The organism is Bacillus sp. FSL W8-1141 (genome assembly GCF_038593205.1).
GTDB classification, from domain to species: Bacteria; Bacillota; Bacilli; order Bacillales; family Bacillaceae; genus Bacillus; species Bacillus altitudinis.
This window is the reverse complement of sequence record NZ_CP151973.1, coordinates 3,194,051-3,207,768: the sequence shown is the minus strand read 5'-3', so window position 1 is coordinate 3,207,768 and position 13,718 is coordinate 3,194,051. Positions and strand designations below refer to the sequence as shown.

The following is a 13,718-nucleotide window of genomic DNA, read 5'->3' as shown; positions in this document are numbered from 1 at the left end:
GCCCTTTGTCAACAATCTGAACCCCCTCCGAAAGAGGGGTTTTCCTTTTATTGCACATCTTCCTTTGGCATTAAGTTACTGAGGTGCGTTAAATCCTTTAAAATATGAGTGCTGCTACTATCGAGCAGTACTTTTAAATAACGGATATCACCATACTTCGGATGAGACGGATGAATGGCCTCTAGCTCCTTGATCATATCGCTGTTCATGCTTTTCTGTTTCTGTATAAGGTCTAAAAGCGTTTGCGCCGTGTGGTTAGCATTATGATGATCTGTCAAAATAATTACCCCCTATAATGATAATCACCATCTTTTCAACATATTTTAAAGGGTAATCCATGAAGAATCTACACTTAGGTGCAAAAAGAAATAATTTGTGTCTAAGGTCATATGTAAATCGAATGAGTTTGAAACTTTTTATACGCCATAAACGTATGAGTTAGAAAGGAATTTTCATCATGAAGGAGCGAATATATATGAACAGAGATCAGTCGATCATTGCATCTATTTGTTATTTTAGTGTATTTTTCATGCCGTTTATTGTACCGATCGTGGCATATTTTGTAGTGGATCAAAAGGAAACGAAACGGCATTCGTTGCGTGCATTGTGGTCACATGTTTTGCCAGTCGCAGCGTGTGTGCTGCTGGTTTTTGGATCTATCCCCTTTTTATTGACGACACAGGCAAGCGACTCACTCGTTCCAGTGTTCACCGTACTTATCTTGTCCTTTTTAGTCGCCATTGGCTTTTTGATCTCTGTCATTTGGAATATCATTCAAGGTATTAAAGTGCTTCAATCCATCAAATCGTAGGAGGGCTTTGTATGAATGAAAAAGAGCGCATTTTAAAATTAGTAGAAGACGGGACATTATCTGCAAAAGAAGCAATTACGCTACTTGAAAAATTAGAAGAAAATCAGTCCATTTCACTAGAAAAATCAACGGCTGATCATACCTTTCATGAAGAAAAAGCTGGCACAGAGAATAAAGGAACTGGTACTGAAAACCTCGGTGCAAAGCTGTTTGGATGGTTAGATTCGGCGGTGAAAAAGGTCAAAGATGTAGATCTTGATTTGAACTTTGGACAGTCCGTCGACGTTGAACACATTTTTCAATTCAAAGACGCGGCACTGTCCCATTTAGATATTCAATTGGCAAACGGCAGTCTCAATTTGATGCCTTGGGATGATGGGGATGTTCGAGCAGAGTGTCATGCGAAAATTTACCGTGCAGAGGATGGAGAGCAGGCAAGACATCAATTTCTTCAACATCTGGATTGCGGACTTGAAGGGGACAAATTTTTTATCCGAACTGAAAAGAAGACCATGAAGGTCAATGTCACCCTGTATGTACCACGTATCCAATACGATAAAATCAAAGTCAAACTGTTTAATGGACCGATTCGCGGGGAAAAGCTAAAGACAAAAGAACTGGCTGCAAAAACAACAAATGGCGTCGTCTCTTTTGCCTCTTTACAAGCAGAAAAAGTCGGAATTGAAACAGCAAATGGACAAATCAAACTGGCTGATCACGAGTGTGGTATGATTGAAGTAGAAACCATTAATGGGCTCATTGACCTGCGCGGGAAAAGTGAATCAATTGATGCACAGAGCTTCAATGGGAACATTGCTGTTCAGCTGTCAGATGAGAAATGCCGTTCGATCTATGCAAAAACGACAACAGGCAGTGTGGACGTTCAGATTCCGCGTGCTTGTGCAGTGACTGCGGAGCTGAAAAGCAATCTCGGATCGATCTCTCATGAGCTGCTTGATGCAAATATGATTAAAGAGAAAAATGAAACGCTGCAAAAAGAGAAAATGATCAAAGCCAATCAACAGGCGGAGCACAATATATCCATTTTTGCAGAAACAAAAACAGGCTCAATCCAAGTAAAGCACCAATCAGACAAGGAGTGATTCTACATGAAGAAGCTTTATCGTTCAGCGACAGATAAAAAAATAGCGGGTGTTGTCGGTGGACTTGCTGAATACTTAAGTGTCGATGCATCCCTGCTTCGTATTTTAACGGTGATCATCGGATTTATGACAGCATTTATGCCGATCTTCTTGATCTACTTCATCTGGTATTTTGTTGTTCCGGAAGAAGGCACTAACTAAATGCTTAGATGGATCGTTAGTATTTTCGTCAATGCATTACTTTTAATCGTCATTGCTGGATATTTTGATTCAGGCATTCTGCCAGGCCTTGGTAGTGTGTATATTGAAGGCTTTGGCGCAGCGATTGTAGCAAGTATTATTTTGTCCTTGCTCAATATTTTAGTGAAGCCGTTTTTGATCATTTTAACGCTGCCAGTGACAGTACTTTCACTAGGATTGTTCCTCTTTGTCATTAATGCCATCACACTGATGATGACCTCAAGCTTTATGGGAGATAGTTTTAACATTGATGGGTTTGGAACGGCCATTTGGATGGCTGTCATTTTATCCATTTTCCATCTGCTCATACAGAAAGGAATCGTGGAACCGTTAGCGAAAAAAAGCTAACGGTTTTTTTGTGTGAATTTATATCGTTTCCCCGTTCCATCTGTCATAAAAACCGTCTTCAGGAGACACAATATCCGAAGGGAGGCGGTGCACGATGGTGAATGTGAGCAGACAAATCATTCTTTTGCTTTTTTTGAGCATTCTTTTTTGTTTCAGTCAGCCTGCTTCAGCAGGATCTTTGACACAAACACAAGTGAACATACGAAATAAGCCCTTTTCACCTTTTATCTTTGATCAATTTCAAGTAGATGTCCGTCCGGTTCAAGGAAAAAAACGTGATCTTCAATTTCGGGCATCTATTAGTCAGTCAGAGCAAATTTTGTCTGCAAACTTGTACTATAAACAGAGTGATGAGCTAGGATATCGATTGATCCCAATGGAACGATTGCCGGGGATGAAACCAGAATTCACAGCGAAAATCCCGACAGATCAATTGTGGAATCCAACAGTTCATTACTATACAGAATTCCTGACGCAGAAGTCTGTCATCAAAACAACCGAACAAGCAGTTCACTTAAACGGATTTGAAGAGGATCTCTCACAAATTCCTGAGCTATTGATGACAGAAATCGTCGTGAATTCAAAAAACCGCAAAGGCAAGGATGCTTTTGAATTCATCGAGGTGTATAACACAACTCATGCACCCATTTCACTTCGACATTACCAGCTTCGCTATCGCAATCCAGCACAAGGCGTGGAGATGGATGATATATATTCATTCCACACAAGTCCTATCACCATTTCTCCTGGAAAACCGTACGTATTTTGGCTTAGAAAAAAAGGGCAGGAGCATTTAACGGTAGCGGACTTTAATGCGATGTACAAAAGTCATTTAAAAGAGGGCGAGCAACTATCGGTCATTGAGAGTAAAGGATTGTCCAATTCTAAATCCCGCCTTGTTTCTATCACAACAAATATAGGAGAAGAGGTATCGTCGGCATCCTATCGTTTAAAGCCTTCATTGTTTAGCGAGCACAGATCGTTACTGTTCAAGTATCCAATGGATGGTACGACACAAATGAAGCTGATCTCGAAAGTGGAGGAAGAGCCAACACCCGGAAAAGTGTTAAAAGCACAAATTCCAACTGAAAAAAAAGAAATATCACAAGATGTTCATAAACCTGTGATCGAAGATATGACAGACAATCAACCGATAAAACCAACTGAAGGCATTGAAATGAGGGCAGATGTGCAGGATGATCAGTCCGTCAAAACGGTCAAATTGCGATATCGGACCAATCGTCATGAAGATTTTAAAGAGGTGTTGCTTCAAAAGGATCATAATGATCGGCTGTTTCACTATATTATTTATTCACCTGAGCTCATCGGTAAAGATCGATTGGAATATCAGATTGAAGCGTCTGACGGCGAAAATCAAGCAATGACAATGAAAAAAACAATTGATGTGGAACAAGTAAGCAAAGCTCACGGCCTTCGATTGAATGTAGAAGAAGGAGATACGGTCTCAGGCGTATTTCACTTAAAAGCAACAGCAGATCAGAAAAAAAGCATAAAATTAATGATAGATGGAAAACCAATTCGACAAGTATTCCCTGCACTTGAAGCAGATCCATATCTTGCATTTGATGTCAAAGGGACAAATTTATATTTTAAGAATGGTGTGTCTATAGGTAAGCACTTACTTTCCATTTTTGATGATTCGACAAAAGTGTATCGCACCTATACGATACCAATACCAGAAAAACACTTAGAAAAGGCAGGTCCACAAACGATATCATTCCATGCTGGGACGAAGTCATCGCCGTTTGACCGATTTCCTGGAGAAAATCACGATGATTTTGAATTGAAAAATGTCCAGATGATTTTATCGAATGGAACTCAAATTCTGCCTCTAAATGCGAGCCAGCATGAGGAATGGAAAATGGGCGACGGTGGCAGCGCTAAGAAGGTGAGAGCATTTCAGTTTCAAATCCCGAAGCAAGCATATGCTTCAAGCTATATTCAGTGGGATACAAGAAGGCTGAAAGAAGGAGTACATGTTGTTCAGGCTAAAACCGCAGACGAATCTCAATCTGTACGTGTGAAAGTCGATAACACGGGTCCGAAAATCAAGAGTAATATACAGGCAAATGACCAATATAAAGGCGTCTTTACGTTAAAGGCAAAGGTGACGGATCGTTGGAGTGACATAGCGGAGATGAAGGCATATTTAGATGGAAAACCGATCTCTTTGCCTTATCAAACGTCCTCTAGCGAATTAGAACCTGGGGAGCACACATTGAAGATAAAAGCAAAAGATGCCGCTGGAAACAAATCAACTTTGAAAAAGGTTTTTAAGACGGTACATGAACACCCTGAAACGCCAGAGAGAGTGTCAGATAGGACAAAAAAGGAATCATCTAAGCAAACAGTGCTAACCAATGATCCTACTAATGATCAGTTAGATTACTCCTTTTACCGTGCCTATCAATATACATCGCTGCATCCGTCCATGAAGATTTTCAAATATGCAGCGGAAACAGAGCCGCCAAAACATTTAAATGAAACAGGGGAAATGATTTTTTCTGATCGAGAAAGAAATCGCATTGCATTTGCTGATGGTAAATCAGTGGAAACGAAAGATCTACAGCATTTTCCTTATCATCGCTTTCAAATCAAGGTTCATCACGATGTACGTGAAAAGGATGTTGTCGAGGCTGTATGGAAAGGAAGCTCATTATCAGGGAGAAAGGTAACGATGTACGCTTGGAATCATCAGCAAGAAAAGTGGGATAAAATCACTCATCACTTTGCGAAGGATGAAAAGGAATTTTACCTAAAAGGGCTGCTGTCAGTCAGACAGTATATGAAAAATCAAACGTTTGATTTGCTTGTACAAGATGAGATCAGTAAGACGTTAAAGCCTTATAAGATGGTGTGGATGTCTGATACTCAATATTATGCCAGAAGTTATCCTCATATCTTCAAAAAAATGGTCGAGTGGATCAGAGATCAAAGGGACCCATTGAATATTCAATATGTGTTCCATACAGGTGATATTGTGGATGATTCAAAGGATAAGCAATGGAATCGTGCCGATACATTTATGCGTGTGTTAGATCAGCATCAGATTCCTTACGGTGTATTAGCTGGTAATCATGATGTCAGACACAAAGACGGCCATTATAGGGAATATGGGAGATACTTTGGAGCGAAACGCTTTGAAGACAAGCCATATTACGGTGAATCCTATCAAAACAATCGAGGTCATTATGATCTTATCTCTGCTGGTGGCAATGATTATATGATGGTGTATATGGGCTGGGGGATCAAGCAAAATGAGATTGACTGGTTAAATCGAGTCATTTCTGAACATCCAGATCGCATTGTCATTTTAAATTTCCATGAGTATTTGTTAGTGAGCGGCAATCGAAGCCCAATTGGAGATTTGATCTTCCATCAAGTGGTAAAGCGTCACCCGAATATTGTCGCAGTATTTAGTGGCCACTACCACGGAGCCAGTCGAAAAGTAGATGAGATTGACGATGATCATGATGGAAAAGTGGACAGAAAAGTATATCAAATCCTTGCAGATTACCAGTCAGGTCCTGAAGGCGGTCAAGGTTTTATGCGGCTGATCACTGCGGATCAAGAAAAAAATAAGCTTCATTTCACCACATACTCACCCTACTTGAATCAAGAACATTTTTATGATCCAAAAACGTATGGAGATCAAGATGAATTTTCAATTGATGTCGATTTAACACCAAAAATGAAATCCGTTAAAACCAATTATTTTGAATTGAATGTCTACACAAACGTTCTTCTTGGAGAAGTCAAAGGTGTGAAAAGTGGTAAAAAAGCAACCTTTGAATGGAAAGGGTTAAAGCCAAATCAAGAATATTATTGGTACACTGTCGCAAAAGACCGTTTCGAAGGGAAAGCGATTTCGCCTATATGGAAAATTCATACAAAAAATGATGATCAATCAACATTTCTTAGGAAATAAAAAACTGTGCTTTCAGGAGCACAGTTTTATCTTTCCATTGTGTGAGTGAGCTTGTATCGATCCCCTCTATAAACGGACATGACATACTCGAATGGAAGGTCATTTTGAAAATAAGTTGTTCTTGCAATGGAGAGAACAGGGTCCCCTAATGAAATAGACAGCACGTTAGCTTCTTCCTTTGAAGCAACATTGGCTTCAAGCTCCTGCTTGGCATGGGCAATGGTTAGACCTGTGTTCGCTTCTATATATTCATATAAAGATCCAGCTAAATGGTCCTTTGTGAGCTCGCCAGCAAATTTTTCAGGAATATAACTCGTTTCAATAGCCATTGGTTCATCGTTTGCAAGGCGGATTCGTTTTAATTCATAGACATCTTCACTGTTCGACAGCTGTAATGATTGCAGCAAGTGCTCTGGGCATGCGACTTTTTTGAAATCAATCAACTGACTTGAAGCTTTGAGCCCACGTTGACGCATATCTTCTGTAAAGCTTGTTAAGCCCTGAAGCGGTTGTTCAAACTTCTTTCGGCTAACAAATGTTCCTTTTCCTTTTTGCCGGTATAAATATCCTTCGTTCACAAGGTTCGATAAGGCTTGTCTGACAGTCATTCGGCTAATACCAAAGCGTTCGGCATATTCTCTTTCAGAAGGAATGAGTGTATCAGGTGCTAACGTTCCATCCTCAATCTGCTTTTTCAAGTTCTCCATAATCTGATGGTACATGGGGATAGGTGATTGCTTATCAATAAACATGTGAAAATCCTCTCGTGTTTAGCGTAGTGAACCAGCTTCTCGATCAATAAAAATCGTCACATCTTCATGAAGTTTCAGAGCAGATGCAGGGAAGTCTGGGTGAATCTCTGTTTGTTCTAAATATTGTATCACGTCCGCTTTTGATTTTCCTGATGCGAGAAGGAGAATTTTTTTACTTGAAAGAATGCTTGCAATTCCCATTGTAATGGCATGTGTAGGCACCTCATCTATAGAAGAAAAGTATCTTGCATTGGCTTGGCGAGTGTGTTCATCTAATTGGACGACATGCGTCTTTGAGTCAAAGGGAGTACCAGGTTCATTAAACCCGATATGTCCATTTTGTCCGATACCAAGTAGCTGAAGATCAATGCCCCCTAAATCTTCAATGAGCTGATCATACCTTAAGCACTCTTCTTCCAAGTGAGAAGCAGCACCATTGGGGAGGAAATATTGATCTGATGGGAGATCAATATGGTCAAATAAATGACGCTTCATGTAAGTCATATAACTATTTTCATGATTTGGATCAATTCCCACGTACTCATCCAGATTCACTGTTCTTGCTTGTTTGAAAGACAATTGTTCTGTTTGATGCAACTGAATTAACTCTTTATAAGTGTCAATTGGTGTACCGCCAGTTGCCAGACCGAGAACCGCATCTGTTTTTGATTTAATGGTACGTGCAATGAAAGCAGCAGCTGCTTTTCCTAATTGATCTTTATCTGCAAATTCGATGATGTTCATCAGTGTGTGGCCTCCTTTTTTTCATAAACGATTTGTCCATGGCAGATCGTCATCATGAGTTCGCCAGCTTCATCCCAAATGACCAAGTCTGCCAGTTTTCCAACTTCGATCGAACCGAGCTGATGATCGATCCCGAGCTGAGTGGCTGCATTTGTTGAGGTCATTTGAGCAATTTCTGTCCATCCACATTGTGTGATCTGTCTCATACGTTTGACCCCATCTTTCATTTGTAAAATCGATCCTGCAAGTGTTCCATCTGCCAGCAATGCTTTTTCACCGCTGACTGTCACAGTCTGTCCGCCAAATTCGTAGGTTCCCTCTCCAAGTCCTTTTGCACGCATTGAGTCTGTAATCATGATCAAACGTTCACTTCCCTTTGCCAAATACGCAAGCTTTACGGAAAGAGGATGTGAATGAATGCCATCTGTAATCAGCTCAGTCAAAAGCTTTTCGTTTGTAAGCGCAGCCCCTGCAACATTTGGCTCACGATGCTGAAATGAACTCATCGCATTATAAAGATGCGTGACATGACGCGCGCCGTGCTTTGCTGCTAGTTCAATCATGTCATGAGGAGCATTTGTATGTCCAATAGAAGGAATGATATTTTTTTCATTTAGCAGGGAAAGAAATGCAAAATCAGTATCTTCCTCAGGTGCAAAAGTGACAATTCGAATCAGCTGATCTGATGCACTCAGCCATTTCTCAAAAAGAGGAAGGTTAGCCTGTGTAATCCATTGAGCAGGCTGCGCTCCAGCTTTATCTTTAGAAATAAAAGGACCTTCTAGATGAATGCCTAAACATTGTGACTGACTTCCAGCCTGCTTTTCATTATAGGGTCTCCACTGTGCGACATTTTTAAGTGCTTGCTCAATCTCTTGATGATTTTGTGTAATGGTTGTTGCTAAAAAGCTTGTCGTTCCTTCTGCGGGTAAGTGATCAGCAAGTGTATTCATGGCTTCTGGTGTCGCATCCATCATATCTGCACCATATCCCCCATGGATGTGAATATCAATCATTCCGGGGAGTAAATAAAAGTTTTCCCGGGAAATATATACTTTTTCATAATTTCCTGTCGGCGGTGATGTTGAAATATAGTCGATCTTGCCATCGCGTAAACCGACAAAACCGTTTTCAATGATTTCTGTCTTTGTCACAATATGAATATTGGAGAGCAATAAAGAACTGCTCATGATTGTGCCCCCTTATTCTCGTCGTTAGATTCAGTTTACCTTTTTTAAGTATAGTTGTCTATACCAGTAAATGTGATGAAACAGGATCAGGATAAAATACTATTTTGGGTTCATCATTGAAAGTGATAAAATAGAGCTGTATTTCTGAAACGCCTGTGATAAAAGGAGGAAGAAGCGTGCCGAAAGTTCGTACGAAGGACATAATGGAACAATTTCATCTTGAACTGGTAAGTGGGGAAGAAGGGATTAATCGTCCCATTACAATCAGTGATCTTTCCAGACCAGGTATTGAAATGGCTGGATATTTTACATATTACCCAAAAGAAAGAGTTCAACTTTTAGGAAAGACAGAGCTTTCTTTTTTTGAACAGCTCCCAGAACGCGAACGAAAGCAGAGAATGATGTCTCTTTGTACAGATATTACCCCTGCCATCATTTTGTCACGAGATCGTGAAGTCCCAAAAGAATTGATCGAAGCATCAAACGAAAATGGAGTGCCGGTTTTACGCTCAAGCTTAAAAACGACAAGACTTTCGAGTCGATTAACGAACTTCTTAGAAAGCAAGCTTGCACCAACGACTGCGATTCATGGCGTACTCGTAGATGTATATGGTGTAGGTGTGCTGTTAATTGGAAAAAGTGGCGTAGGTAAAAGTGAAACGGCTTTAGAATTAGTGAAGAGAGGACACAGGCTGGTTGCAGACGATTGCGTGGAAATTAGGCAAGAGGATCAGGATACGTTAGTTGGAAGCGCACCAGAGCTGATTGAGCACCTTCTAGAAATCCGTGGATTAGGCATTATTAATGTGATGACCTTATTTGGAGCGGGCGCTGTCAGAAGCTATAAGAGAATTACGATTGTTATGAACCTTGAGCTTTGGGAACAAGGCAAACAGTATGACCGTTTAGGACTTGAAGAAGAAAAAATGCGGATCATCGATACAGATGTACCCAAGCTGACCATCCCTGTACGTCCGGGACGAAATTTAGCGGTCATCATCGAGGTAGCTGCAATGAACTTCAGACTGAAACGAATGGGACATAATGCAGCGGAACAATTTACAAGTAAACTTGCCGATGTCATTGAAGACAATGGCCAGGATGAATAGGAGCTGTCTATATGAATGAAGCAATTCAACCAATTGATCCGATTGCTTTTCAGCTCGGACCTATTTCGGTTCATTGGTATGGTGTGATTATTGGGGTCGGAGCCCTGCTTGGACTCTGGCTCGCATTAAGGGAGTGTGAAAAAAGAGGCATCAATAAAGATATGTTTATTGATCTCATCTTATTTGCCATTCCTATCGCCATTATTTGTGCACGAATTTATTATGTATCCTTTGAATGGGATTATTATCAGCAGCACCCAAATGAAATCATCAAGATTTGGAATGGCGGAATTGCCATACATGGCGGACTGATAGGAGCGGTGCTGACAGCGATTGTCTTTACTAAAGTGAGAAAGGTATCCTTTTGGAAAATCGCCGATGTCGCAGCGCCTAGTATTTTACTAGGGCAAGCCATCGGGCGCTGGGGGAACTTTATTAATCAGGAAGCGCATGGTGAGGCTGTTTCAAGAGCCTTTTTAGAAAATTTGCACCTGCCTGAGTTTATTATTAATCAGATGTACATTGACGGGACCTACTATCACCCTACGTTCTTATATGAATCATTATGGAATATCGCAGGCGTTTTGATATTAATCTTATTACGTAGAACATCATTGCGTCGAGGCGAAATGTTCTTGTCTTATTTAATCTGGTATTCAATCGGTCGTTTCTTCATTGAAGGAATGAGAACAGACAGCTTAATGCTGACTGAGCACCTTCGAATTGCACAGATGATTTCAATTGCCATATTTGCAGTAGCTGTTTTGCTGATTGTGTTTAGAAGAATCAAGGGATATGCAACTATACCGTATAAAGAGAACAACTCATCAAATTAAGCAAGGGGGATAAGAGATGGGGGAGACATGGAAAAACGGCTTGAAAGCAGGGTTATCGACAACTTGGACACTTGGAAAAGTCATTTTTCCGGTTACCATTCTCGTTAGTATCTTGCAGCATACACCTGTGATGGATTGGATTATACAATTCATCCGTCCATTTATGGGCCTGTTTGGTCTTTCAGGGGAAGCGGCCATTCCGCTTGTTTTAGGAAATATGCTGAACTTGTATGCGGGTATTGCAGCCATCTTGACATTAGAGCTGCCTGTGAAGGAAGTGTTCATTTTAGCGGTCATGCTCTCCTTTTGTCACAACTTGATCATCGAATCAACAGTGGCAGCGAAGGTTGGGCTGCGGGTGTCTGTCATTTTGCTGGTGAGAATCAGTCTTGCCGTCGTGTCAGCAATTGTCATTCACCTCGTTTGGCAGGGGGGCGAGGAGCCGGCGCAATATGGTTTGCTGACAGCTGCTCAGTCGGCTGATGTGCCTTCTAGCTGGTATATGATCGTACTTCTTGCTTTACAGAAAGCTGTTCTTGGTGTGCTGCAGCTGGCTTGTATTGTCATTCCTCTCATGATCATCATTCAATTCATGAGAGACTTAGGGTGGCTTCATACGCTGTCTAAGTGGCTGTCTCCTTTTACGAGAATGCTTGGAATGAAAGAAAATACGTCTATGACGATGGTGGCTGGTTTAACCATTGGTCTTGCCTACGGGGCAGGCGTCATGATGAAGGCAGTGGAAGAGGACGGTGTCAGCAAAAAGGATTTAACGCTTGCTTTCATTTTCCTTGTGGCGTGTCATGCGGTGGTCGAAGATACACTCATTTTCATTCCTTTAGGTATTCCAGTCTGGCCGCTTCTTCTTATTCGCCTTATTTCTGCTATTTTATTGACAGCTGCCATCAGCTATATTTGGCGGAGGCGGGAACATGCAGCTGTTAGAAAGGAAGCTATATGAACCAATCAACTATTAACACAGTGTTATTTGATTTAGATGGCACATTAATCAATACAAATGAATTAATTATTGCTTCATTTCAGCATACGCTTGATCATTATTACCCTGGTCAATACAGCCGTGAGGATATCCTTCATTTCATTGGTCCATCATTATTTGATACATTCTCTGCAATGGATCCGAATCTGACAGATGACATGATTCAGATGTATCGAACGTTTAATCATGAACAGCATGACCTGCTTGTGACGGAGTACGAGACGGTGTTAGACACGTTGAAAATCCTCCAAGATCGAGGGTTTAAGCTTGGTATTGTGACAACAAAAATCCGTGATACGGTCTTAATGGGATTAAAGCTGACTGGATTGGAGCCATTTTTTGAGGTCATTGTCACACTTGATGATGTACAAAATGAAAAGCCGCATCCAGAACCAGTCCAGCTGGCATTATCCAAGCTCGGCAGTGATCCGCATGAGGCGATCATGGTTGGCGATAACTATCACGACATTTTATCTGGTCAAGCGGCAGGGACGAAAACAGCAGGTGTTGCTTGGTCTATTAAGGGAGAAGAAGCCCTGTTAAAGCATCGCCCAGATTATATGCTGCAGAAAATGAGTGATCTCTTGGCGATTGTTGGAGCTGATTAAGTTGAGAAAAACAGATCGTTATCCTGTCAAAGGGGTCAATTCGCTTAGACAAGTCTATCGAACGGTCCCCTTTCTCAAGGTTGTGAAAAACTTTATCTTTATTCAAATGGCAAGGTATACGCCTTTTATGGGAATGAAAAATTGGATTTATCGCACCTTCCTTCGAATGAAAGTCGGGGAGGATACGGCGTTTGCTTTAATGGTGATGGTCGATCTCATGTTTCCTGAGAAAATCACTGTCGGTCGAAATAGTGTGATTGGCTATAACACGACCATTTTGTCCCATGAGTATTTGATTAAAGAGTATAGGCTTGGGGAAGTCTATATTGGTGATGAAGTGTTAATCGGAGCAAATTCAACGATTCTACCTGGAGTGACAATTGGTGATGGTGCGATTGTATCGGCGGGAACTCTTGTGAACAAAGATGTTCCGGCAGGCTCCTTTGTTGGAGGAAATCCAATGCGGATGATTTATACGAAAGAGGAAATGGAAGCACGTCAATCTTCGTCTGCTGAGTAGCTCGGCAGACTTTTTTGTTGACATTCTAACTTGATGTAACTATAATGATTACAACAGAGGTGAGAAAACATGAAAATCAGCAGCAGATTTACTGTCGCTGTCCATATTCTGGCCTTGCTATCACTTGAAAAAGGTTCTTTACAGACATCGGAGGATATCGCAGGAAGTGTCAATACAAATCCAGTGGTGATTCGCCGTATCATGAGTAAGCTCAAAAAAGCAGGCCTAATCTCAACGAGTCTTGGCAAAGGCGGTTCTCAATTGAATCGCAGTGAAGATGACATGACACTGCTCGATGTGTATAAAGCGGTTGAAGTTGTGGATGAGGGAGAGTTGTTTCAAATTCATGAAAGCCCAAACCCTGACTGTCCGATCGGTGCAAATATTCAAGCTGTACTAGAATTAATTTTGTGCCGTGCTCAAAGTGCGATGGAGCAAGTGCTTGCTGAGATCAAATTAAGTGAACTAACGCAGGTTTTAATCAAAAAAATTGGATGATCTATTCAAT

At 41.0% G+C, this 13,718-nt stretch carries 15 protein-coding genes; 11 read left to right on the top strand and 4 right to left on the bottom strand.

Annotation, left to right across the window (positions count from 1 at the left end; all coding sequences use genetic code 11):
• Window positions 1-47 precede the first annotated feature (47 nt).
• The gene (locus tag NSQ52_RS16580) at window positions 48-278 is read right to left on the bottom strand and encodes a hypothetical protein (RefSeq protein ID WP_008348188.1); all 231 of its coding nucleotides are present in this window, start codon (window positions 276-278) and stop codon (window positions 48-50) included.
• Window positions 279-475: 197 nt separating this feature from the next.
• Here NSQ52_RS16580 and NSQ52_RS16575 point away from each other — a divergent pair, with 197 nt between their 5' ends.
• From NSQ52_RS16575 to NSQ52_RS16555, 5 genes are all read left to right on the top strand, one after another.
• Window positions 476-811, top strand: a complete 336-nt coding sequence (locus NSQ52_RS16575) for a hypothetical protein (RefSeq protein ID WP_024719900.1) — start codon at window positions 476-478, stop codon at window positions 809-811.
• An 11-nt stretch (window positions 812-822) separates the two neighbouring features.
• On the top strand, window positions 823-1,914 hold the full coding sequence (locus NSQ52_RS16570; protein WP_076821163.1) for a DUF4097 domain-containing protein: 1,092 nt from the start codon (window positions 823-825) through the stop codon (window positions 1,912-1,914).
• A 6-nt stretch (window positions 1,915-1,920) separates the two neighbouring features.
• Window positions 1,921-2,115: a PspC domain-containing protein gene (locus tag NSQ52_RS16565; protein WP_008348183.1), complete on the top strand. Its 195-nt coding sequence runs from the start codon at window positions 1,921-1,923 to the stop codon at window positions 2,113-2,115.
• A complete protein-coding gene (locus NSQ52_RS16560) occupies window positions 2,116-2,502 on the top strand; it encodes a phage holin family protein (RefSeq protein WP_007500042.1) in 387 nt (128 codons plus the stop codon).
• A 94-nt stretch (window positions 2,503-2,596) separates the two neighbouring features.
• Window positions 2,597-6,451 carry a metallophosphoesterase gene (locus tag NSQ52_RS16555; RefSeq protein WP_259253534.1) on the top strand — a complete coding sequence of 1,285 codons (3,855 nt, stop codon included), beginning with the start codon at window positions 2,597-2,599 and terminating at the stop codon, window positions 6,449-6,451.
• A 26-nt stretch (window positions 6,452-6,477) separates the two neighbouring features.
• Here NSQ52_RS16555 and NSQ52_RS16550 read toward each other — a convergent pair whose 3' ends face one another.
• Genes NSQ52_RS16550 through nagA form a run of 3 tightly spaced genes read right to left on the bottom strand, consistent with a single transcriptional unit; the run spans window position 6,478 to window position 9,137 of the window.
• Window positions 6,478-7,203, bottom strand: a complete 726-nt coding sequence (locus tag NSQ52_RS16550) for a GntR family transcriptional regulator (protein WP_138279047.1) — start codon at window positions 7,201-7,203, stop codon at window positions 6,478-6,480.
• Window positions 7,204-7,221: 18 nt separating this feature from the next.
• Entirely contained in the window at window positions 7,222-7,947 is a 726-nt protein-coding gene (gene nagB, locus NSQ52_RS16545) for a glucosamine-6-phosphate deaminase (RefSeq protein ID WP_326242376.1), read from the bottom strand.
• Entirely contained in the window at window positions 7,947-9,137 is a 1,191-nt protein-coding gene (nagA, locus tag NSQ52_RS16540; RefSeq protein WP_326242375.1) for an N-acetylglucosamine-6-phosphate deacetylase, read from the bottom strand. The genes nagB and nagA overlap by 1 nt, the downstream gene beginning before the upstream one ends.
• A 176-nt stretch (window positions 9,138-9,313) precedes the next feature.
• Here nagA and hprK point away from each other — a divergent pair, with 176 nt between their 5' ends.
• The 6 genes from hprK to NSQ52_RS16510 all read left to right on the top strand — a co-directional run bounded on the left by hprK (window position 9,314) and on the right by NSQ52_RS16510 (window position 13,708).
• A complete protein-coding gene (gene hprK / locus NSQ52_RS16535) occupies window positions 9,314-10,246 on the top strand; it encodes an HPr(Ser) kinase/phosphatase (RefSeq protein ID WP_003212943.1) in 933 nt (310 codons plus the stop codon).
• Window positions 10,247-10,257: 11 nt separating this feature from the next.
• Window positions 10,258-11,082, top strand: coding sequence for a prolipoprotein diacylglyceryl transferase (gene lgt, locus NSQ52_RS16530; RefSeq protein WP_024719895.1), 825 nt, complete (start codon window positions 10,258-10,260; stop codon window positions 11,080-11,082).
• A 16-nt stretch (window positions 11,083-11,098) separates the two neighbouring features.
• A complete protein-coding gene (locus tag NSQ52_RS16525) occupies window positions 11,099-12,043 on the top strand; it encodes a nucleoside recognition domain-containing protein (protein WP_047945643.1) in 945 nt (314 codons plus the stop codon).
• A complete protein-coding gene (ppaX, locus tag NSQ52_RS16520; protein WP_017357895.1) occupies window positions 12,040-12,690 on the top strand; it encodes a pyrophosphatase PpaX in 651 nt (216 codons plus the stop codon). The genes NSQ52_RS16525 and ppaX overlap by 4 nt, the downstream gene beginning before the upstream one ends.
• Window position 12,691: 1 nt before the next feature.
• Window positions 12,692-13,210: an acyltransferase gene (locus tag NSQ52_RS16515; RefSeq protein ID WP_024719892.1), complete on the top strand. Its 519-nt coding sequence runs from the start codon at window positions 12,692-12,694 to the stop codon at window positions 13,208-13,210.
• 69 nt (window positions 13,211-13,279) lie between these two features.
• The gene (locus NSQ52_RS16510; RefSeq protein ID WP_024719891.1) at window positions 13,280-13,708 is read left to right on the top strand and encodes an Rrf2 family transcriptional regulator; all 429 of its coding nucleotides are present in this window, start codon (window positions 13,280-13,282) and stop codon (window positions 13,706-13,708) included.
• Window positions 13,709-13,718 lie beyond the last annotated feature (10 nt).